We start from the raw sequence: 21,191 nt of genomic DNA, 5'->3' as shown, positions 1-21,191 counted from the left end.
AATAAAAGTATAGGATGTTTTGCAAGAAAAATATGAGCTATAGGACTTAGGCAGTTCTGTTTCAGGTAATTAAAATTTTAAATCACCTTTAGTTCATTAAAATCCTTCTTCAAATTACCAGTTATCATGTATCATATGTAATACATATAAGCCCTATCTGTTTCTTATATTTCGCGAATTCTGTATCTTAACGGCAATATCCATTTATATATGAAAAGATCTCACCTCTTCAGTTTATTATTATTGAGTCCATTGTTTTCATTAGGGCAAACTGCTCCGGCTCCTTATGGCGCATTACCGAGTGAACGGCAGTTACGCTGGCATGAAATGGAGATGTACACCTTGATCCATTATACCCCTACGACCTTCCAGAACAAGGAATGGGGATTTGGGGATGCAGATCCTAAGATCTTCAACCCAGCAAAATTTGATGCCGATCAGATTGCAAGAGCTGCAGCCTCCGGAGGTTTCAAAGGGTTGATCTCCGTGGCTAAGCATCATGATGGTTTCTGTTTATGGCCAACCAAAACAACATCCTATTCCGTAGCAAGCTCCCCTTGGGAGAATGGAAAGGGTGATATGGTCAAGGAATTCATGGAAGCCGCCCATGATAATGGTTTAAAATTTGGCGTTTACCTTTCTGCCTGGGATCGTAACGATACCCGGTATGGCAGCAAGGCCTATGCTGATGCCTACAGGGAACAATTGACGGAATTGATGAGCAATTATGGGGAACTGTTTACTTCTTGGCACGATGGTGCAAATGGAGGAGATGGTTACTATGGTGGTAAGAACGAAAAGCGGACCATCGATCGAACAACCTACTATGAATGGACTGAAAAAACCTGGCCGATCGTCCGGAAACTGCAACCAAACGCGATGATTTTTTCCGATGTTGGTCCGGATATGCGCTGGGTGGGAAATGAACATGGATTTGCGGCCGAAACCAGCTGGTCGACCATTACGCCCAAAAGCCAGAACGGTAAAACACCTGTTCCCGGCGAAGTAGATGGTTCTAACCTGCCTACCGGTGACCGCAATGGCCAATATTGGATTCCGGCAGAATGCGATGTTCCGCAGCGACCAGGTTGGTTCTACCATGCCGATCAGGACAGCAAGGTAAAAACACCGAACCAGCTGTTTGAGATCTATTTGAAATCCGTTGGTCGAGGTGGTGGCATGAATTTGGGGCTAGCCCCTATGCCGGATGGTTATCTGCATGAAAATGACCTCAAGTCCTTAGCAGCTTTCGGAGAAAAACTGCGGTTGACCTTTGCCTACAATTTGGCGGTGGGAGCTACCGCAACCGCAAGTAATACACGAGAAAACCACACCCAATTTTCAACCAAAAATCTATTTGATGGGGACCGATACTCCTATTACGCCTCGGATGATAAGGTATTAGATCCAAGCTTGGAAATTACCCTAGCCAAAGAACAGACGTTCGATCTTGTCCGTCTTCGGGAAAACATCAAATTGGGGCAACGCCTGGATAGCGTCCAAATCGACATATGGGAAAACAATCAATGGAAACCATTGACCCGTGCAACCAGCATCGGAGCGAACAGACTGATCAAATTAAATAATCCGGTTAGTACATCTAAAATTAGGCTGAAATTATTCGCTCCAGTCGCCCCTACACTGAGTGATTTTGCACTATTTCTAGAAGAAAAATCAGATTTCAAATTCAATTCCGAGCTACCCAATAAATTGGACAAGAAGGAAATCACCATTATCCATGCCGATAAAAATATCCCTGCTGCCTTAGATAATGACCTTTCCAGCTTTTGGGAAACAACCTTGAGTACTCCTGGTTATGTGGAATTCCGATTGTCAAAGACCTATACCCTTTCCGGGATGCAGTTTACTCCTCGACAGGACCAAAAACACACCGGAACACCAACCAAATATCAGGTAGAATTGAGTGTGGATGGAAAGACCTGGCAAGCGGTTGCCCAAGGGGAATTCTCGAATATCAAAGCCAATGCTGTTCCACAGCATATCTCTTTTGGAAGTCCAAAACAGGCGCATTATATCCGATTTATCCCTTCGGAAAATTTAAGTGGCGACAAGCAGTTTGCAGTAGCAGAATTTGAAATATTCACAAAAGAATAAACCAACAATAAATACATCAACCAACCTATGAAAAAAATGTTAATCGGATTATGCTTTATGCTCGGTATGGCGAATGCCCAAGACCTACGCATGTGGTATAACCAGCCTGCCCAAAGATGGGAGGAAACCCTACCCCTGGGAAATGGCCTTATCGGGATGATGCCGGATGGCAAAGTACATGATGAGAGCATCGTGCTGAATGAAATTTCCCTATGGTCTGGAAGTCCGCAGGATGCGAACAACTATGAGGCAAAAAACAGCTTGAAGGAAATACAAGGGCTCTTGTTTCAGGGAAAGAATAACCTGGCTGAAGCGCTAGTGAATAAAAACTTTGTTTGTGTGGGTGCCGGATCTGGTCAGGGGAATGGCGCAAATGTTCCATACGGCTGTTTCCAGAATTTCGGCTGGTTAAACATCCTGCATTTCGACCAGCAAGAAGTGAGCAATTATAAACGTTGGCTGGACCTGGACGAAGCAAAAGCATCTACCTCCTTTACCAGTAAGGGGACTGATTTTCTACGGGAATATTTTACCTCCTTTGATCAGAATGTGGGATTGATCCGCTTATCTGCCAACAAGAAGAAATCCATCGGATTTGCCCTGCATTTCTACCGCGACGAACATATCGACGATTACCAGATCAAGGGAAATGAAATCACGGTTACCGGCAGCCTGCCGGATGGAAAAGGTGGTAAAGGGTTAACCTTTGCAGCAAAGATAAAAGTCATCAACAAAGGTGGAAAAATCACCTTGCATGATAACCAGATCATCTTGAAAGAAGCCGATGAAGCGCAGATCCTATTTTCGGCCACGACCAGTTATTACGATCATGAACCTGTAGCGTATGTTAATCAACAGATCGCGAAAGCTTCCAAAAGCAGTTTCAACAAACACTTTAAGGCCCATGTAAAGAAATATACCGCCAAATTCGATCGGGTGGAACTGACTATTGCAGACGAGCAATCCAAGGACAATATCCCAACGCCGGAAAGGATCAGTAATTTTTATAAGAACCCAGCACAGGATAATGGGATGGCGGTATTGTATTACCAATTCGGTCGATACTTAACCTTGTCCAGTGCAGCGCCTGATCAAGCAAAGGCTTTACCTCCCAATCTACAAGGCTTATGGGCACATCAGATCCAGACGCCATGGAATGGGGATTATCACCTGAACATCAATGCCCAGATGAACCATTGGGGCGTTGAGGTCAGTAATCTATCCGAATACCACAGACCATTTATCGAAATGATCAAAAATGTGGCCAAGGAAGGGACCAAAACAGCCAAGGCCTATTACGGTGCGCCGGGTTGGGTGGTCTATATGATGACCAATGTATGGGGTTATTCTGCACCGGGGGAGCATGCATCCTGGGGAGCCAGTACGGCTTCGGGCTGGCTATGTAACCATCTATGGGAACATTATCAGTTTACCCAAGATAAGGCGTATCTCCGCGACATCTATCCAGTACTGAAGGATGCAGCACTGTTCTATCAAGCCACCTTGGTCAAGGACCCTAAGACTGGTTGGCTAGTAACCTCGCCATCAGTATCTCCAGAAAATGGTTTTAAAATGGCTAACGGCAAACGAGCTGCCGTCGTGATGGGACCAACCATCGACAATCAGATCGTTCGGGAATTATACCTATCGGTCATTGCTGCAGACAGCATCTTAGGGACTTCGGATAACTTTTCCCAATCCTTGCGGCAAGATCTGGGTAAAATACCACCAGCAGTGGTTGTCAGCAAATCCGGACGGGTAATGGAATGGTTGGAAGATTACGAAGAAACGGAACCGCAGCACCGCCATGTATCCCACTTATACGGTCTTTACCCGGCGAATTTCATTTCACCGATTACGAGTCCGAAATGGGCAGAAGCCGCTAAAGAGACTTTGAAGGTTCGTGGTGATGAAGGTACGGGTTGGTCAAGAGCTTGGAAGATCCTATTCTGGGCAAGGTTGCATGATGGAGATCATTCCTTAGAGATCCTTCGTCAATTGTTGAAACCGGCCTATGCACAAAACACCACCTATCAAGGCGCTGGTGCAGGGACTTATCCTAACCTCTTCTGTGCCCATCCACCCTTCCAGATTGATGGGAATTTTGGAGGCTCTGCAGGAATTGCAGAAATGCTTATCCAAAGCCATGATGGAGTAATCCATCTTCTGCCGGCTTTACCTTCTGCCTGGAAGGATGGTCAAGTAAAAGGCCTGAAAGCAAGAGGGAATTATACGGTTGATTTTACCTGGAAAGATGGGCAGGTAATGGATTATAACATCCGAGGTAAAAAAGGCGAAGAGGTAAAAGTGAGGATCAATGATGTAGAAAAAACTATCAAGATCTAATTCTTAATAAAATATTAACAGAGGGTTATTCTTATATTATTATATAGAGAATAACCCTCTGCTTTTGGGTCATAAATTATATTTAATGATATGTAATTATCAGAAAATTAATGATTTATGAAATCAACTATTCAGAACTTTGTCAGATGCACTGTTGTTATTCTATGTTTCCTTCCCTTATATCAGTGCAAGAAATTAATCAATCCCGAAGATCTAAAACCGGAGCTGTTATATGATTTCAAATTTGAAAACAACAATTTCACCTCCATTGTAGAACCCTTTGCCTCCTCTGCAGATTTTTCGAGTCCTAGCCATTCAGTTAGCCTATCAGCTAATCGGAAGGATAATACCAATCATTCCAATCTTTATATCGACCCCAGCTTATTGTACTTATGGCGTTTCAACAGGCGAGAATTCCACCCTGATTATGTATTTGCCAGCGACCACACCCCATCGGTAGAGTTTAGATCAAAAAACAACGGTATTAATGGTATTTCAGATGGATTTTATACCCGACAGTTCCCTGGGGATTATGCCTTGACCGGTACTAATCCGGAGGTCTTCCGGATGCGTTTGCCCCAGAAGTTCAAAGGTCAGCTAAAGACTATTGAATTTGAAATCGGCATCAGTGAGCATTCCGCCAAAGGGTTCACCTTGAGGGCCTACAAAAATGATAGACCCCTACCCGATTTTGAACAGAAATTTGTTTTTCCAACGGGGAGAAAGGAATTTTTTCCGCACAAAAGAAGCTATGATGTCCAAGAAATTACGAAAAAGCAGGACATCGATTATTTTCAATTGCAATTTGATTATCCCGATAATCATAAAGGATCAGGGACGGTGAAGGTGGATAATATCCGTATTTTTGGCGAACGTAGGTCTGTGCCGCATCCTCAACTAAAAAGAAAATTAATGTATATGATCTACAATGAGGACATGGCCCATTGGCAATCGATCGACAGCATCGGATTCGGAGAAAACGCAAGCATAAATCTCAAACTTCCGGAAGGGGATTATCGAGGAGCCTTCCTATTTGCAGAAACCAGCGAGGAATTAAACCTTCCCAGCCGGCAAACGGCAATCGAAAATTTTCGATTCGATCATGATTTTTCAGATGGCAGAGCCCGATTTTTTGGAAATACCAATAGGTTTAGGGTTGGAAAAACCGGAAATAGCAGCTCCATTACCTTACAACGACTCTATAACCAGATCACCATCGAATTGACGGATGTCGCTGTCTTAAACCATTTGGTTAAATTAAGGGTCAGCCCTATCAATAACATGTTGAGTTGGACTCCCTTCAGCAATCAATTACAGATCCATACGCCGGTGAAGGAAGTGAAACCGATAGAAATCTTCAGTAATTTCCAAGTGATGAACCGTTTTGTATTCAACCATTTTGTAGGGAATTTTAAGGAGGATAGAAGGATTGATTATAAGTTGGAACTCTTTAATAGCGTGGGTGTAGATCAATCGACTGTTGTGAGTATAGACGTTAGAAGCAATGTAAAGGTGATGATTCGAGGGAATATGTACCCGACCCCGACAACTGATGCAGGATTCAAGGCCACCTTGGATGAAAGCTGGACGGATGAAAAGATAATAGAATTTTAAGGAGCAGGTGGATAGGGCATTCCTTGGAATGCCCTTCTTCCTATAATTGGTTGATATAGTTATCTAGGTGCTGGGCTCTTTTTCTTAGGTAGGTTTTCATGTTCTTCTTGGTCTCTGCATGGTTGTTTGGACCAACTTTCCATAGGGCAAAATCCAACTGCTGTGATTGGCGGATTTTAGCGGCATAATCCTCGATATAATCCATTAGGGCTTCAAACTGATTGGATTTATAATTTCTCCACGTATTCTTGTACATATTCCTGATTTCAGGATCTTTCAAGAAACGGGTAAAAAATTTATGGCCTAAGCGGCTATCTGTTTCCTTAAATAAGGGAAGCGTTTCAAAATGGAAATATTGCTGTTTGATTTCATCCATACCAAAACCCCAGTCAAAATCCCATATTGGGCCCATGGTATATTTCCCGCCTGGGGTTTTATGCAAATACACACTTTTTGGGTAGTTGATTTCATAATTTGCCGTCAATGCATTGACGATCATATAATTTACCAATTGTTGTTTGTCGATCAGCTTTCCATAATCATTATTCGGAAATTTGGTATCCATCATCAGCCTTTCCAGGTTTTCGAATTCAGATTTGATCGAATTGAATTCTGCATCTGAACTGATGTCTGGTGCTTTGATCATGACCGGCAGATTAAATCCAGCAGATTTAAACTGGAATTCCTCATCAAAATTCATATCCAGCTCCAACAACTGTCCATCATCGCCCACATTTACGCGTCCTTCCTTCACTTCAATCTGTTGGGTCAACATATAACTTCCTCTATATTTTCCATTGATGGTCACATCCACAGGTATCATGGTATTGGTAAAAGGCATACCCAATTGTTGACCAACCTTACAGGCAATAGCATTGCACATAAAGGAATAATCCAAATGGTTGGCCAATAACACCCAGTCTTTGGCTGCAGCAAGGCCTAGTATGGAGGTTGATTCATCAAGTTTCAACCGATATGGCTTTTTTGCCCTGAACCAGGTGGTATTTCCACGACCTTTAATTCTGGTGGTTACTTTTGGTAAATCGGCATAGGCAGATAGTCCATCAATCTCCACTTCTGCATTTAAGTAAACATCCTTTTCTACCACTTCAGCATTGTTTTGGATCTGAAGATACAGATGAGGGATGATAGCAGGCACACTTTCATCCAATGTTGCAAACTCTTCTTTTAGAGGTTCCAATTCTGGGGATTCATTCTTATCACAGGAGCTGTACAGCAAAACTGTCAGCATACTTAAGATAACTATTAGGTTATTTTTCATGATTTTTTATCGTTTAACAATAAGGCTGCAAATCTAACCCCTCTCGGTTATGCCCGATGTCTCATAAATGATTTTCATTTTCAAAAAAAGTTTTGAGAATATCAGAAATTAGAAAAAAGGCTGATTTTCGCTGTGTTAATAGATAAATTAATCTTTGCTTTTTATTCTCTTAATAGTATTACTCTATAATTGCTATATGTCATTATTGATAATACTAACTAGTCTTCAATTCCTGACAGGAATATATTTTTATCATATCAATAGCTTACGGGAAGAAAGGGGATTCTTCCTGCGGTTCATGATGGGTATTATTTTATTCGTATTTATCAACCATTTTTTAACGAGCATATTTACGGGAACTGACCAACAGTTCATTTATAGCAGCGTATCGCTGTGTGTGGCATCGGTCTCCTCCCTATATATCCGGAACAACAGCATCGAACAACAGACCTCTCCTTATCTGCTGCTGATCGCTTTATTTCCCTTTGTGCTGTTTTATGTTTATTACTTTCTCAATCTCATATTTTCTGAACAGCTGCTTCGCGGCGAGATCTTTCACCTACTGGATTTCTTTTACCATAATTTCCAGACCTTTTTACTGATGGGATCTATTGCCTACGATCTATTCATATTGAAGCCGCTAAGTTCTAAAATCAGGATGCTTTCCAGTTCCTTGGATGGTACCTTGGCCCTCGCTTTATTTGCAAGTAAGTTTTGCATGCTACTGGTTTCCATCGGATCAGGCTTTATGTATCATTTTGGTTATTTTTTTAAGATTCCGAACAGCCTCTACCTAAGTCTGGTTTTCCTGTTGATATTCTACTTCCGTTTTTCATATAAAATAAAGGCACTGATTCTTCAGGTACGCTATGCACATGATATCCATAAGTCTTTAGAAATGAAATCTGTGAATGAAAAACTGGAGAAAGAAAAGTTCATCTTTCAACAGATTCAACAGTATTTCTGCCATAAACTGGATTATTTAGACAAAGAATTTGATCTGCATACCTTCGCAAGCCGGACGAAACTCAGCAAAAAAGAAATCGAAACGATCATCAGAAAAGAGGAGAACTGCAGTTTTGCCAGCTTCCTAAAAAGAAAAAGAATCCAATATTGTATGGATCATATCGAGGACTTTATTGGTATTGAAGAAACCATTTATTCCTTGGCAAGTGATCTTGGCTTCAAATCCTTGAGCAGTTTCATTCATGCTTTTAAAAAGGAAGTCGGATGTAGCCCTTATATCTACCTGCATAATAAAAGGCAGAACCTGCTTGAACTTAAAGGTAATTAAATAAAAAAGCCTGTTACGTTTCCATAACAGGCTTTATATATTCCTCTAAAGATTAGATTAATTGTTTCAATAAGCCACTTAAACTTACCCGGTCAGCAATGATCCTTTCTAGAACCTCTGCATTTACACGTTCTTGTTCCATGCTGTCGCGATGACGGATAGTTACGGTATTATCTTCCAATGACTGGTGATCCACTGTGATACAGAAAGGCGTACCGATGGCATCTTGACGGCGATAGCGCTTACCAATGGAATCCTTCTCATCGTATTGGATATTGTAATCCAATTTCAGTTTCGCCATGATCTCTCTTGCTTTTTCAGGTAGGCCATCCTTTTTGGTCAATGGTAACACCGCAGCCTTCACTGGAGCGATCGCTGGATGGAATTTCAAAACCACGCGTGAATCCTGTCTTTCCTCGGTAGAAAGGTCTTCCTGTACCAGGCAATTCGCCAATACGGTAAGGAATAAACGATCCAATCCGATAGAGGTTTCAATCACATAAGGGATATAGCTCTGGTTGATTTCAGGATCAAAATATTGAAGTTTCTTTCCTGAGAATTCCTGATGTTGTTTTAAATCGAAATCTGTACGGGAGTGGATACCTTCCACTTCTTTGAAACCGAATGGGAATTGATACTCGATATCGACTGCAGCGTTCGCATAATGCGCTAATTTCACATGGTCATGGAAACGGTATTTGTTAGGATCTGCTCCTAATGCCAAATGCCATTTCAAACGTGTTTCTTTCCATTGCTTATACCAGTCTAATTCTGAGCCTGGACGAACGAAGAATTGCATCTCCATTTGTTCAAATTCACGCATACGCATGATGAACTGACGAGCAATGACCTCATTACGGAAGGCTTTTCCAATCTGCGCAATACCAAAAGGGATTTTCATACGACCTGTCTTTTGAACATTCAGGAAGTTCACAAAGATACCCTGTGCCGTTTCCGGACGAAGATATACTTGTTCTGCTCCATCAGCCATAGCACCCATTTGGGTAGCAAACATCAGGTTGAATTGACGCACATCGGTCCAGTTCTTGGTTCCCGAAATAGGACAAACGATGTTATGGTCTTCGATAATGGTCTTTAGACGAGCAAGATCGTCAGCATTCAAGGCATTATCTAGATCTTTTTGTAACTGCGCGGCCTTATCCGTTTTACCATCCTTTTCATAACGGTCGATTTTATCTTCGATCAATTGATCTGCACGATAGCGTTTCTTGGAGTCCTTATTGTCGATCATGGGATCATTGAACCCATCCACGTGTCCGGAAGCTTTCCAAGTGGTTGGATGCATGAAAATAGCGGCATCAATACCTACTATATTTTCATTCAATTGCACCATGGATTTCCACCAATAGGTCTTCAGGTTGTTTTTCAGTTCAGAACCTAATTGACCATAATCATATACGGCACTTAGGCCGTCGTATATTTCACTCGAAGGAAAAACAAAACCATATTCCTTCGCATGGGAAATAATATTCTTGAAAAAATCGTCTGTTTGCTTGCTCATAAGGGGCAAATATAATGTATTCGTACGACATATTTTGCCAATAAGTCCCGAATTTGTTGGGTGGCGTTCTTGTTGTCCACTTTTTTGATAATATGTTCGATCTTACCCTCCTCATCGATGACGAAAGTGGTTCTATTGGTGCCCATGTATTTTTTACCGTACATGTTTTTTTCTGCCCAAACGCCATAATCATTCACGATCTTCTGATCCTCATCGGCCAATAAGGTAAAGGGTAATTCAAATTTTTCTATGAACTTCTGATGGGACTGCTCGCTGTCGGTACTTACGCCGATCACTTCGAAACCATCCTGCTTTAGGCTTTGGTAATTATCCCGGAAATTACAAGCTTCGGTGGTACATCCCGGTGTATTATCTTTTGGATAAAAATAAAGGATTACCTTTTTCCCTTTAAAATCCGATAGGTTAACTGTATTTCCTTGTTGGTCCTTTGCTGTAATTGCAGGAGCTTGATCCCCTATTGCTAATGTTGCCATAATCTTTCCTTTCTTATCTTGTGAAATTAATCTTTTGTCTTATCTGGTGAAATTTGCTTCATACACTTTTTCATTGTCCTTCCAATCCTTCACGACCAATTTGAATCGGTGCTGGCCTTTGGAAAGACTAGGTTCAAAGCGATGCCACAGATGCCTATTCTTGGAATCGTATTCCATCAGTACCCATTGATCATCTATATAGGCATTGAACGATTGGATTCCCGAAAAGTTGTCGGCAATGGTAAAATCTATCTTAGATTGGGCGGCCACATTCTTGCCAGGACTGAAATTCCTTGGGGTAATTGTCGGTGCGATGGTATCTACAACGATATAAAAGGAGCCAAATACCTTGGTATTCACGGTTACCCAATCTTTTTCGAATTTACCACCTACCGAACCGTTCTGCACCGATGCAATCAACGCTTTGCTTTCCAAATGGGGTGGCAGATTGGTTGGTTTTATGCTCAACTTATAGGTCGAAAACAATGGGACCATGGTGCTTCCTACATGGTGCACTTGGGAATAGGAATTCGGGCGTTGAGCACTCTGGCTATAATTGAAATCCAAATCGGAATATAATGCGCCTTCTGGAATATCTACCTGGATAAAATCTACCGTATATTTATTATCCTTATTATAGGCGAAGAGTTCGCCTTTTGCAGGATTAACTTTTGGTTGATAACTGGATCTATTCTGAACCTTAAAATTCAATTCACTGCAATTTCCGCGGACATCCTTTACCACATATTTTACATCATGGACCTGATCATCCTTCAGTTCAATGATCCCTTGGTTATCCAGGTGCTTGAAGATATTGATGGGGTTTCCCGGATCCTTGAAGCTTTTCTGCACTTTCGCTTTGGTTCTTTTAAAAGTGGCAAAGTCGATATATCCGTGGATAGCACTGGAGCTGTTGAAATCCAGTTCTTCAAAGAGCACGGTAGAGATCGCTTTTCCATCCAAAAACAATTCGATGGAATAGACGCCGTTCTGAAATCCTCCTGCCCGATGTCTATCAATGGTATTGATCCCTAAACCAAACTTTCCATTCACAGGAATTACTGCACCGGAGGCTAGGGTATAACGCCCAGACCCCAATGCCTTAACGGCTTGAGGACGTCTTGGCGTGCCTTCATTGAACAAGGGATCTTGGAGATCATACACCGTAATCCCATTAATGGTTGGATTAAAATTATCGGTAAACTTCAGCCCGAAAAGTTGTGGATTCTGAGGTCTTTGGGTTTTCGTATCCCGGATTTCAAAATGCAGGTGTGGACCGGCAGAACCTCCTGTATTTCCCGCATTTCCGATAAACTGTCCCTTGGTTAATTTCACCTGCCCTTCCTTCAATTCCATATCCACATCAAAACGCTTCTGTTTGTATTGTTCCGCTTTCATGATGTTGGTCAAGGTAGAATTAAAGCTATCCATATGCAGGTATACCGTAGTATAGCCATTTGGATGGGTGATGTAGACAGAATTTCCGCCACCACCGATCTGTACCCTTAATCGGGAAACATAACCTTCAGCTGCAGCATGCAAAGGCAATCCAATGCGCTGCTGGGTCCTGTAATCATCCCCCGCATGAAAATGGGTGGACCTTAATTCTCCAAAAGTACCGGAAGCATCCTGCGCAATATTCAAAGGGTTTCTAAAATACCCTTGTGGATAGGTTTTGGAGGTAATGATATTTGGGTTCTGTGCCTGGGTTGTTAGGCCAAGCATCAGGGTTGTTATCAATGTGAGTGTGCTTTTTTTCATATTATTTGATATGGCAGGTAAACATGCTTTTGCCTTCCAAAAACCCTTCCAGTTTATCCCCGATCTGGATAGGTCCTACGCCGGCAGGTGTACCTGTGTAAATTAAATCGCCTTTTCTAAGGGTGATGTAGGTTGATACAAAACTGATCAGGCTATCATAATCAAAAATCATATCCTGGGTATTTCCTTCTTGAACAGTTTCGTCGTTCTTCTTCATGGAGAAAGAGAGCTTGCTAGGGTCCTCGAATTGATCTTTCGGAATCAGCGGACTGATCACTGCAGAATCGTCGAAGGCCTTTGCCAATTCCCAAGGTAAGCCTTTTGCTTTGTGGGCTGACTGAATATCACGAGCGGTAAAGTCGATCCCTAAACCGATGGCATCGTAATATTTATTGGCAAATTTCTTGGAAACATGTTTTCCTTCGTTACAAATGCGTAATACTACTTCTACTTCATAATGTACATCTTTGGAAAATTCTGGATAGTAGAAATCTTTATTGTCTTTTAGTATGGCCGTATCGGGTTTTAGAAAAATCACCGGACTTTCAGGGACTGGATTATTTAATTCTTTGGCATGATCAATATAGTTTCTACCAATTGCAATTACTTTCATTTATTTGATTTTGATGTTTTTCAATTTGGACTGGAATCCAAATCCTTCTCAAACAAATCTAAAGAAATTGCCTTGCTATGGCAAATCCTAAGGCAAGTAAGCAAACCTTTGCGTAATAAAAAACAGGGATTTAGGTGGAAAATTATGGTTAGTATTTGGAGATTTTTCTTAAAAAGTAAATACATTTGTTCATCATGAACAAAGAACAATCCAAAATCATCCGAGAACAGGCTCAACGATCCAACATCCGGGAGCATTCGGTGCCCTTATACCTAACATCCAGTTTTATATTCGACAGTGCGGAGCAAGGCCGTGCGGTTTTTGCGGAAGAGGAAGAGGCCATGGTCTATTCCCGATATGCCAACCCGAACACAACGGAGTTCATCAATAAGGTGTGTTTGTTGGAAGGCGCTGAGGCTGGCTTGGCCTTTGGATCGGGCATGGGTGCTATTTTTGCTTGTTTTGCAGGCTTTATAGAAAGTGGAGACCATATCGTTTCTTCTAGAGCAATCTTTGGCTCTACCCATCAATTGTTCACGCAGTTGTTCCCCCGCTGGGGAGTGACCACCACCTATGTGGATGCGATCAATCCGGAGGAATGGGAAAAAGCGATCCAGCCGAACACCAAGTTCATCTTTTTGGAATCGCCTTCTAATCCGGGTCTGGAATTGGTGGATCTGGAATGGTTAGGAGGTTTGAAGAAGAAATACCCGAACATTATTTTTGCGATCGATAATTGCTTTGCTACGCCATACCTTCAGAAGCCTTTACAATATGGCTTTGATCTATCCATTCATTCGGCCACTAAATACATGGACGGACAAGGACGTGTATTGGGCGGGGTGATCGTTGGAAAGCAGGAATTGATGGATAAACTGATGTTTTTTATTCGCCATACCGGACCAGCGATGTCGGCATTCAATGCTTGGGTTCTTTCGAAGAGTATAGAAACATTGGGATTGCGGATGGATCGTCATTGTTCAAATGCATTGGCATTGGCCGAGACTTTGGAAAAACATGATGAGATTCTGGATGTGAAATATCCTTTTCTGCCTTCGCATCCGCAGTATGAACTGGCGAAGAAACAAATGAAAGCAGGGGGTGGTATTGTGACGATTGAGGTTAAGGGTGGTAAGGAAAGGGCATTTAAGTTTTTGGATGCTTTGAAAATGATTCTTTATACTTCGAATTTAGGGGATTCAAGGTCTATTGCTACACATCCCGGGACTACTACTCATTCGAAATTGAAGGAAGAGGAAAGGGAGAAATTGGGGATAAGACCTGGGACAATCAGGTTGTCGATTGGTATTGAGGATCAAGAGGATATTATTGAGGATATCTTGCAAGCTTTGGAAGCGAGTAGGTAGGATCGTTTTTGGGAGCCTTATCGTCATTGCTAGGGTTTTCGTCATTGCGAGCCCTATCGTCATTGCGAGGAACGAAGCAATCCATCATCATTGCGAGCCTTATCGTCATTGCGAGGAACGAAGCAATCTTCAAAAAATGTCATGCTGAGCGTAGTCGAAGCATCTGTTCGGATACTAACGTACAGATCCTTCGACTACGCTCAGCATGACAGGGGAAGGATTGCTTCCTCGTACCTCCTCGCAATGACGGGTTACAAAGCTGCTAAAGCAGCTTCATAATTCGGTTCTTCTACCGTTTCAGCGACCTGCTCTGTATATTTCACTTTTCCATCTTCATCAACCACCACCACTGATCTACTCAACAAACCTGTCAAAGGGCCATCCGTAAATTTCACACCATATGCCTGAGCAAAAGACTCATCTTTAAAATCCGACAAAGTAATCACATTATCCAATCCCTCTGCTGCGCAAAATCTACTTTGCGCAAAAGGCAAGTCCTTCGAAATACACAACACCACCGTGTTATCCAATCCTGATGCTTTCTCATTAAATTGTCTAACCGACGCTGCACAAGTTCCCGTATCAATACTTGGGAAAATATTTAATATAACCTGTTTTCCTGCAAAATCCTTCAATGATTTTTGTGACAGATCTCCTGTCGTCAATGTAAAATCTGGAGCTACATCTCCTACTTTGGGAAGATTTCCACTGGTATGCACTGCATTACCTTTAAATGATACTTCTGCCATAATAGCTTATTTTTTTTAGTTTCTATAAATCTAAAACCAATATAGCTTAAAATATGTTTGATAAAAAATGGATTACCTACCGATTTATTAAAAGTTGACAAATATTTAATATTTTAATAATTATTTACTATGTTAGCATAATATTAAAATAAACTTAAAACGCTAATCAATATTTATATGAAACGATTATTACTCTGTTTACTCATGGCATCGCCTGCCCTTGCCTTTTCCCAAGGTTCGCAGGTAAATACCCAAAGCCAAAAAGCAGTGGGTATGGCTGGAGCAGGATCCGCTTTGTTTATTGATGAAACATCGATCCTCTACAATCCAGGTGCATTGGTAAAAATGGAAAACAACGCCATTTCCCTGGGTGCAAGTGCGATCATGTATCGCTCCGCCTTCCAAGAGAAAGGTAGCTCCGAAGTACATCATACACGTTTTCAAATCTCTCCTCCGGTTTCCTTGTTTGCTGCATTTGGACCGAAGGATTCTTGGTGGAAAGCAGGTATCGGGATCTATACCCCTTACGGTGGATCGGTAGATTGGGGCAAGGAATGGCCGGGAAGATATTCATTGACCAATCTTTCCATGCGTGCATTTTACATCCAACCAACATTAAGCTTTAAGATCACAGACCAATTCAGCGTTGGTGGTGGTTTTGTGTATAACGTAGGTATCGTAGATTTAGGAAGAGCATTACCGGTATTCGGTTCTGACGGAAAAGCCGGCCAGGCTGATCTAAGCGGAACAGGCACAGGAATGGGATATAACCTAGGTGTTCATTATAACCTAGCCGATGAATTTGCTATTTCCTTGAACTACCGTTCTAAAGTGATCACGAAATTAGAAGGTGGAGATGCAACTTTCGATGTTCCGGCATCTTTGGCTGCCAATTTCCCGAATGGTAAATTTGATGCAGAATTGCCTTTACCGGCTTCTTTCAACGTAGGTATTGCTTTCCCAGTTTCTGAGAAAGTGAAAACAGCGATTGATGCTTCCTTCATCGATTACAGCATCTACAAAGAGTTGGTGTTCGATTATGAGAACAACACCCCTACCCTTCAAGATACGCGATCCGAAAAAAATTATCAAAATGCATTTTCAGCGAAAATTGGCTTCAACTATGAGGCCACAGATAAATTGGAGCTACGAGCAGGTACCGGTTATGTGTATACACCCGTGCAGGCAAAATACGTATATCCTGAGACGCCAGATAACAACCGTATGATGGCAGCAGCTGGATTGACTTATAAGTTCACGCCTAATTGGCAAATGTCTGCGGCTTATGTGTTCCAAAAAATCCTGAAAAGAACAACTACCAACGCGGAAACCCAATTATCAGGTGCTTACGAAACCAATATTCACGCTCCAGGAATTTCATTAAGCTATTCTTGGTAGGAATCAAATTATGATCAACATGAAAAATAAATTTAACTTATATATCGGATTAGCTTTATTGGGATTGGCTAGTTCATGTGCGCCCAGCTTAGATGAATTGGAAGCGACCAAAGGTACAGCAGATTTTTCAAAATTCATTGCTGTCGGAAACTCCCTAACGGCTGGATATTCCAACAATGGCCTTTACTTAGAAGGACAAAAAGTGGCATTCCCGAACTTGATCGCTGAAAGGATGAAAGAAGTTGGCGGTGGAGCATTTACCTCCCCATTCTTTAGTGCCGACCAAGCAAATGGTTCTGGATATATTACCTTCAAAGGGTTTACAGATTCCGGATCACCGATCACTGAACCAGTTGCTGCACAGGCCGAAAGAGGAAAGAACGCCCAAGGAGGTCCTTTATACACGAAATATTTGGATCTGATCCAAAACTTAGGTGTACCAGGCATGCGTTTGGATCTTGGAACACAACCAGGCATGGGTTCGGAAGCAGGAAACCCTTACTTTGAGCGTTTGTTACCTGATGCTACCAAAAATTCTACCAGCTATCTACAATACGTAGGATCACATGATTATACTTTCTTCTCCTTTTGGTTAGGAAATAACGATGTGTTAGGTTTTGCGACAAATGGTGGCGTGGAATCAAACATTACCAACAAATTAATCAGTTTGGAAACTTTCAAAGCGGCCTATACTGCTTTCATCACGACCTTAACTCAAGGAGAGAAAAAAGGGGTGGTAGCGACCATTCCTGATGTAACCAGTGTACCTTTCTTTAATACGGTTACCACAGCACGTTTAAATGCAGCAGTAGAAGCGGCGACTGGTGGACAAGCCAAAAATGTATATATCGCAACTGGAAACGGCACACCACGTATAGCAACAGCTAACGATCTGTTTATATTGACTTTCCCAACAGCTAAATTGGGTGTTGAAAATGCATTAAAAATCCCTTATGGTTTGCATCCATTGAATCCCATTGAAAGTAAATATGTTTTGGATGAAGGAGAAATCAACTTAGTGGTTTCCCGTATCTCAGAGATCAATGCTTTCATCAAAGAAACAGCTGCGGCCAAAAAACTAGCTTTAGCGGATGTTCATGCCTTTTTGAACAAGGTTAAAACGGGTTATATCTATAACGGCGTGATGATCAGTTCAGCATACATCACCGGCAATGCGTTCTCATTGGATGGTGTGCATTTAACCCCTATGGGCAATGCTATTGTAGCCAACCTGTTCATTGATGCCATCAACAAACAATACGGCTCTTCCATTGGTAAAATGGACATCAGCCTATATCCTGGTGTTAATTTCCCAGGCTAATTTTAGAAAAATACCTGACGACTTATAAAAAAGCTACCCTTCGGGGTGGCTTTTTTTCTTATTTTCGCATTATGATCTTACAAGCCAACAACATATTCAAATCCTACGGAGATTTGGAAATCCTGAAAGGGGTAAGTGTATCGGTAAAGAAAGGAGAAATCGTTTCCATCGTAGGAGCCTCCGGAGCCGGAAAGAGTACCTTATTGCACATTATTGGCACCTTGGATAAGCCTGACCGTGGAACGATCATGTTGGAAGGCCAGGATGTTTTCTCGCTTTCAGAAAAGCAGTTAAGTGATTTCCGAAACAAACATATCGGCTTTGTATTTCAATTCCATCATCTTCTTCCGGAATTTACCGCTTTGGAGAATGTCTGTATTCCGGGTTATATTGCCGGCAAGGACCGCAAGACCGTAGAACAGAAAGGCTTGGAGCTCTTGGAGATCCTGGGTGTAAAACATCGGGCCAATCACAAACCTTCGGCCATGTCGGGAGGTGAGCAACAACGGGTTTCCGTGGCCAGAGCCTTGATCAATGATCCTACATTGGTCCTAGCAGATGAACCTTCGGGTAACCTGGATTCTGAAAATGCCACCGCTTTGCACCAATTATTCTTTGACCTTCGGGATAAGATGCAACAGACTTTTATCATCGTAACGCATAATGAAGAATTGGCGAGGATTTCTGATCGCACCATTCATATGCGTGATGGTTTGATTTATTAGAATTACACTATGCAAAAAATATTGATTACCTATGGGACCCGTCCCCTGGCGCAACGTTTGGCCAAACAATTTTCAGCTAAATTTGAAGTCGTTTTTGCCAGCTCTGAAGAAGTACCTAGTTTCCTACAGGCAAATTACCTAAAAATACCAACGGGAGTAAATCCGACCTATGCCCATGAATTGTTGAAATTAAGCTTGGACAAACAGATCGATTATATCCTGCCTTTGGGCGAATCGGAGATCAATAGTTTAGCAGAATCTAAGTTATTGTTCGAAGAATACGATATTATTCCTTTAGTGCCTAATCTATCGGATCTACCTGTGTATTTTACGATTGAAAATCCTCCCTCCCAAGCGGAGATCCATATTTATTTACAAGGCAAAGGCCTGGATGTAGAACAGAAACTGCATTTACCGGCAACCGGATTATTGATGGTCTCGGATGATCAAGAAGAATTGGCCTTAGTAACTATATAAAGCTTTAGTAATCATATAAAGATGAATTGGAAAGATATCCCAATGCATAAGAAAGTATATCTCTTTGAATTGGATGATGTGCTTTATCCTAAGCACGATTATTTGTTACAGATATATTACCTCTTTGGACAATTTGTTGAATTTTCGGAGGCTCGGGAAATTAGCAAATCCCTAACTGCTTTTATGAAGGAAAAGTTGTTTTCCGAAGGTGAGGCTGCTGTATTTGAGGCGGCTAAAAAAGAATTCAAGTTTGAACAGGATTATAGCGAAAATTATGAGCGATTGCAGGTTAATGGGCATTTACCGCTAAAACTATTGTTATTTAATGAAATTAAGTTGCTTTTTGCAGCCTTATTGGAACAAGGGAAAACGATTGCCGTTTTGACTAAGGGTAATCCTGCCTTACAGTTGAATAAGCTCAAGCAAATCGACTGGCAAGGGTTAGAAAAAGGGGTGAAAGTCTATTTCATCGATGAATTGGTATTCCGCAATATAGATCCAATTCCTTATATTGCTTCTGAAAATGGGTGTTTACCCGAAGAGATTATTTTCATAGAAGAAAAACTAACCTAATTATGTTTAAAAAGAAAATCCTTGTGGGGGCGCTTTTAGCCCTAGTGGTAGCCGCCAGCTGTAAAAAAGATCCTGTAAATACGGAGACTGATAAAGATGCTGAAAAAGAAATTTTGTTCAGAGATTCGGCATATTATTATTCTTTAGCCCTATCCTTATGGACGGATAAATTACCGCAACCAAAACTGATCGGTAATGAGCCAGACTTAAAATCCTTCACTGGAAAATTTAAGACAGCAGAAGAGGTGTTGGATGAGTTGAGAAAATCCGCTACACTGGATCGTTTCAGTTTTGTAGACCGTGCCGGAACTGTGAGTGAAGAAATTCAACAAGGTGTGTATAAAGAGACCGGTGCTACACCGATATTCCTGTTGGAATCAGCAGGATCAACCAACGCGAATCTTTATATCCGTTATGTTCAAAAGAACTCACCAGCAGCTAAAGCGGGTTTGATTCGTGGAATGCGAGTAGTCAGCATCAACGGAGATACTAAGGTAGATTATAATTCGGAGAGTGCTAATGAATTTAAGAACGCCATGAAATTCTTCTCTGGCGAGACCTTAAAATTAGTGGTTATAAGCCCTGTTGATGGTAAGGAAAGCACGATTACAGTTACAGGCGATGCCTACCAGATTGATCCGATCATGGTCAATAAAGTAATCGATCATAATGGTAAGAAAGTAGGGTACATGGCATATACTTCATTTGTCAATCTATACAACAACCAGGGGCAGCCAAACAGCTATCATACAGCGATGGAAAATGTGTTCAAAGCTTTTGAAGGCGTGGATGAGCTAGTGATTGATCTGCGTTATAATGGTGGTGGATCAACTTGGTCTGCGGAATATTTAGCCAATCAATTGGTGCCAACCACCCATGCAAAAGCATTGATGTATAAATATAAAGTGAACTATGTTTTGGAAGATGCTGGATTATTGCAACCCGGTAAAGCTTTTGGTCCTGTTTATTTCGACAAGAAAAATACCCTGAACCTAAAACGCGTATATTTCCTTGGAACAAAACAGACTGCATCGGCTAGCGAATTGGTGATCAACAGCTTGAAACCGTATATGGATGTACAATTGATCACAGTGAGAGGCAATGATGGGTCCATTGGAACTTATGGAAAACCTGTAGGTTTCTTTGAATCCAAAGCAGTCCATGGTTATGGTTCTTATTACATCACCTCCTTCCAAATGGTAAACAAAGATGAATTTGGTGATTATTTCAATGGATTAAAAGGTGAAAAAACGGATTCGTACGAAAGCTTTGCACTTCAATTAGGAGATCCAAACGAGCGTATGTTTTCTGATGCGCTATATCATATCACGAACGGAACATATCGTAGTGCTTCAGCGAGTATGCGCAGAACGACAAAATCGGGAAAACCTGAGATGGAAGCAACGAGCATACAACCTCAGACACCTCACATTACCGGTATGTTTAAGTTTTCAAATGAGCAAAATTTAAAAAACATCCTTAAGTAATTAATCTAATCAGCATGTGCTAAGTCTATAATTTGGAATTATAATTGCGCAAG

General features: G+C 41.5%; 17 protein-coding genes. 11 read left to right on the top strand and 6 right to left on the bottom strand.

The annotated features are described in order from the left end of the window. Window positions 1-210: 210 nt before the first annotated feature. From CRJ00_RS18275 to CRJ00_RS18265, 3 genes are all read left to right on the top strand, one after another. On the top strand, window positions 211-2,115 hold the full coding sequence (locus CRJ00_RS18275; RefSeq protein WP_099368163.1) for an alpha-L-fucosidase: 1,905 nt from the start codon (window positions 211-213) through the stop codon (window positions 2,113-2,115). Between the two features lie 27 nt (window positions 2,116-2,142). Further along, window positions 2,143-4,461 carry a glycoside hydrolase family 95 protein gene (locus CRJ00_RS18270; protein ID WP_099368162.1) on the top strand — a complete coding sequence of 773 codons (2,319 nt, stop codon included), beginning with the start codon at window positions 2,143-2,145 and terminating at the stop codon, window positions 4,459-4,461. 117 nt (window positions 4,462-4,578) lie between these two features. Further along, window positions 4,579-6,075, top strand: coding sequence for a hypothetical protein (locus CRJ00_RS18265; RefSeq protein WP_099368161.1), 1,497 nt, complete (start codon window positions 4,579-4,581; stop codon window positions 6,073-6,075). A gap of 40 nt (window positions 6,076-6,115) precedes the next feature. Here CRJ00_RS18265 and CRJ00_RS18260 read toward each other — a convergent pair whose 3' ends face one another. After that, entirely contained in the window at window positions 6,116-7,357 is a 1,242-nt protein-coding gene (locus CRJ00_RS18260; RefSeq protein WP_099368160.1) for a CotH kinase family protein, read from the bottom strand. A gap of 196 nt (window positions 7,358-7,553) precedes the next feature. On the opposite strand from CRJ00_RS18260, the gene CRJ00_RS18255 reads away from it, so the two are divergent. Beyond that, window positions 7,554-8,651, top strand: coding sequence for a helix-turn-helix domain-containing protein (locus CRJ00_RS18255; protein ID WP_099368159.1), 1,098 nt, complete (start codon window positions 7,554-7,556; stop codon window positions 8,649-8,651). Between the two features lie 52 nt (window positions 8,652-8,703). Here the strand turns inward: CRJ00_RS18255 and CRJ00_RS18250 are convergent, their stop codons facing one another. The 4 genes from CRJ00_RS18250 to CRJ00_RS18235 are packed head-to-tail and all read right to left on the bottom strand — an operon-like array spanning window position 8,704 to window position 13,041. Then, window positions 8,704-10,173, bottom strand: a complete 1,470-nt coding sequence (locus tag CRJ00_RS18250; protein ID WP_099368158.1) for a glycine--tRNA ligase — start codon at window positions 10,171-10,173, stop codon at window positions 8,704-8,706. Next, on the bottom strand, window positions 10,170-10,667 hold the full coding sequence (bcp, locus tag CRJ00_RS18245) for a thioredoxin-dependent thiol peroxidase (protein ID WP_099368157.1): 498 nt from the start codon (window positions 10,665-10,667) through the stop codon (window positions 10,170-10,172). Before bcp ends, CRJ00_RS18250 begins: the two co-directional genes overlap by 4 nt. 39 nt (window positions 10,668-10,706) lie before the next feature. Then, on the bottom strand, window positions 10,707-12,428 hold the full coding sequence (locus CRJ00_RS18240) for a M23 family metallopeptidase (RefSeq protein ID WP_099368156.1): 1,722 nt from the start codon (window positions 12,426-12,428) through the stop codon (window positions 10,707-10,709). Window position 12,429: 1 nt separating this feature from the next. Beyond that, window positions 12,430-13,041, bottom strand: coding sequence for a fumarylacetoacetate hydrolase family protein (locus CRJ00_RS18235; RefSeq protein WP_099368155.1), 612 nt, complete (start codon window positions 13,039-13,041; stop codon window positions 12,430-12,432). Between the two features lie 194 nt (window positions 13,042-13,235). Between CRJ00_RS18235 and CRJ00_RS18225 the strand changes: the two genes are divergently transcribed. Beyond that, window positions 13,236-14,408 (top strand): trans-sulfuration enzyme family protein, encoded by a 1,173-nt coding sequence (locus CRJ00_RS18225; protein WP_099368153.1) that lies wholly within the window; start codon window positions 13,236-13,238, stop codon window positions 14,406-14,408. A gap of 251 nt (window positions 14,409-14,659) precedes the next feature. Here the strand turns inward: CRJ00_RS18225 and tpx are convergent, their stop codons facing one another. After that, window positions 14,660-15,157, bottom strand: coding sequence for a thiol peroxidase (gene tpx / locus CRJ00_RS18220; RefSeq protein WP_099368152.1), 498 nt, complete (start codon window positions 15,155-15,157; stop codon window positions 14,660-14,662). A gap of 177 nt (window positions 15,158-15,334) precedes the next feature. Between tpx and CRJ00_RS18215 the strand changes: the two genes are divergently transcribed. The 6 genes from CRJ00_RS18215 (at window position 15,335) to CRJ00_RS18190 (ending at window position 21,138) form a co-directional block, all read left to right on the top strand. Continuing rightward, window positions 15,335-16,555, top strand: a complete 1,221-nt coding sequence (locus CRJ00_RS18215) for an OmpP1/FadL family transporter (RefSeq protein WP_099368151.1) — start codon at window positions 15,335-15,337, stop codon at window positions 16,553-16,555. Window positions 16,556-16,574: 19 nt separating this feature from the next. After that, entirely contained in the window at window positions 16,575-17,876 is a 1,302-nt protein-coding gene (locus tag CRJ00_RS18210; RefSeq protein WP_099368216.1) for an SGNH/GDSL hydrolase family protein, read from the top strand. Between the two features lie 71 nt (window positions 17,877-17,947). Continuing rightward, window positions 17,948-18,601 carry an ABC transporter ATP-binding protein gene (locus CRJ00_RS18205; RefSeq protein WP_099368150.1) on the top strand — a complete coding sequence of 218 codons (654 nt, stop codon included), beginning with the start codon at window positions 17,948-17,950 and terminating at the stop codon, window positions 18,599-18,601. Between the two features lie 9 nt (window positions 18,602-18,610). Further along, the gene (locus CRJ00_RS18200; protein WP_099368149.1) at window positions 18,611-19,078 is read left to right on the top strand and encodes a hypothetical protein; all 468 of its coding nucleotides are present in this window, start codon (window positions 18,611-18,613) and stop codon (window positions 19,076-19,078) included. Between the two features lie 21 nt (window positions 19,079-19,099). Next, window positions 19,100-19,651, top strand: coding sequence for an HAD hydrolase-like protein (locus tag CRJ00_RS18195; protein WP_099368148.1), 552 nt, complete (start codon window positions 19,100-19,102; stop codon window positions 19,649-19,651). A gap of 2 nt (window positions 19,652-19,653) precedes the next feature. After that, entirely contained in the window at window positions 19,654-21,138 is a 1,485-nt protein-coding gene (locus tag CRJ00_RS18190; protein ID WP_099368147.1) for a S41 family peptidase, read from the top strand. Window positions 21,139-21,191 lie beyond the last annotated feature (53 nt).

The sequence above is a fragment of the Sphingobacterium sp. 1.A.4 genome, assembly GCF_002734245.1.
GTDB lineage: Bacteria > Bacteroidota > Bacteroidia > Sphingobacteriales > Sphingobacteriaceae > Sphingobacterium > Sphingobacterium tenebrionis.
The sequence above is the reverse complement of the archived record's forward strand: the minus strand, read 5'-3'. Positions and strand labels throughout refer to the sequence as shown.